Here is a 1400-nt window from a genome sequence, read left to right as displayed (position 1 = left end):
CGCAGGACGATATCTCCCGGCGCGCAGCGAACCGTCCGCAGCACCCTCGGGAGAATCCGTCGGAGACCGCGGGGGCGCCGGCAGCCGGGCCGCACTGCTCCGTCACGCCACCCGACACGGGCGAGCAGGCGATCGGCGGACTGCCACCCGCGAGATTGAGGCTTCGGGAGGGTGGGGCGATCGCGGAGCCAGGCGGCCTAAGGGGCCGTGTTCTCGGCGTGCGGTTTTCAGCCAGGGCGCTGAGTGTGGTGTGCGGGCCCGCAATTGCCGCGAGTCCTCCGCATTCCAGATGAGGGACACCCCATGCACAAGCTCGTACGCTCCATCGCCGTCAGCGCCGTTGCCGCTCCCGTGATCATGCTCGGCGCGGCCGGCGCCGCCTCTGCCGACAGCACCTGGCGGTCCTCGACAGGCGAGCACAGCGCCTCTACCCAGCACGCCGTCTCCCACAGCAGCAACGAGCAGTACGACGGCGGCAACGACCACGGCCGCTACGAGCAGGACCGCACCGATCACCGGCGCAACGACAACGACTGCGACAACTACGGCGGATACGGATACGGATACGGCTACGGCGGATACGGCCTCCTGGGAGGCCTCCTCGGGGGCCTGCTGTAACCGTCCCCGCGACACGGTGGGCATCGACGCCACACGGGCCGCACCGACGGACGCGGGGTGCCACCCGTTCGGCCGACCACAGCGTGTGATCCTCGGTAGCCCCCGGGTCTCGTGTCCGGGGGCTACCGCATCGTTTACGCCGGGTGGTCGCCCCTCGTACGCCTGACATGGGGCGCATAATCGGCGGTCGACGGCTACGGCGGGGGACTGTGAGTGCAGCCATCCACTCGAAAAGGGAGAACCAATGAACTTCCGTCGCGTCGCGATCGTCCTGGCCGGTATCACCGCCGCCGGTTTCCTGGCGGCCGGGTCGGCCGCTGCCACCACCACGGGTGACGAGGCAGGGGCGGTGGGTGGGAAGTCGTCGTCCAGCGCGGCCTTCTCGTACGAGAACCTCGGCGGCCCCTACGGCATCACCCGCACCCACGGCTCCTTCGAGGAGTCCATGGGCTACTTCGGCTACTCCGGAGACCACGACAACTGACCGTCCCGCCACCAAGCGCACCCAGCCCCGGGTCGCGGTACCGCGGCCCGGGGCTGTGCGGCGTTCCAGGGCGTGACCGGGCCCAACCCGTGGCGGCTGCAGACCAAAGCCCGCGTTCCATGGGGGCCGCGCCGCATTGAGGCGAGACGCACCCGCGCGTGCTGCCTGCCGCCGACGGTCGCTGGTTCCCGTCGGTGGCAGGCTGCGCGGCGGCTGGTGCAGGTCAGCTCATGGCCGCGCGGACGGTGGCGGAGTCGACCCCCGCCGTGGCCGCCCCGCCGCCGGCCGCGGCCGAGCA

The 1400-nt window shown here is 71.4% G+C and carries 2 protein-coding genes; both read left to right on the top strand.

The genetic code is table 11. From position 1 onward, the window contains the following. The first annotated feature begins 303 nt into the window (after positions 1-303). On the top strand, positions 304-618 hold the full coding sequence (locus V2S66_RS34285) for a hypothetical protein (protein ID WP_330801011.1): 315 nt from the start codon (positions 304-306) through the stop codon (positions 616-618). Between the two features lie 244 nt (positions 619-862). Beyond that, a complete protein-coding gene (locus tag V2S66_RS34280) occupies positions 863-1102 on the top strand; it encodes a hypothetical protein (protein ID WP_330801010.1) in 240 nt (79 codons plus the stop codon). The last annotated feature ends 298 nt before the right edge of the window (positions 1103-1400 follow it).

The sequence above is a fragment of the Actinacidiphila polyblastidii genome, assembly GCF_036353415.1.
Lineage (GTDB): Bacteria > Actinomycetota > Actinomycetes > Streptomycetales > Streptomycetaceae > Actinacidiphila > Actinacidiphila polyblastidii.
Note: the sequence above shows the minus strand (reverse complement) of the source record. Positions and strands in the feature narration are given on the sequence as shown.

Excerpts from the sequence above, each read along its gene's own strand:
- V2S66_RS34285 (WP_330801011.1), top strand. The coding sequence starts at position 304 with ATGCACAAGCTCGTACGCTCCATCGCCGTCAGCGCCGTTGCCGCTCCC.
- V2S66_RS34280 (WP_330801010.1), top strand. The coding sequence starts at position 863 with ATGAACTTCCGTCGCGTCGCGATCGTCCTGGCCGGTATCACCGCCGCC.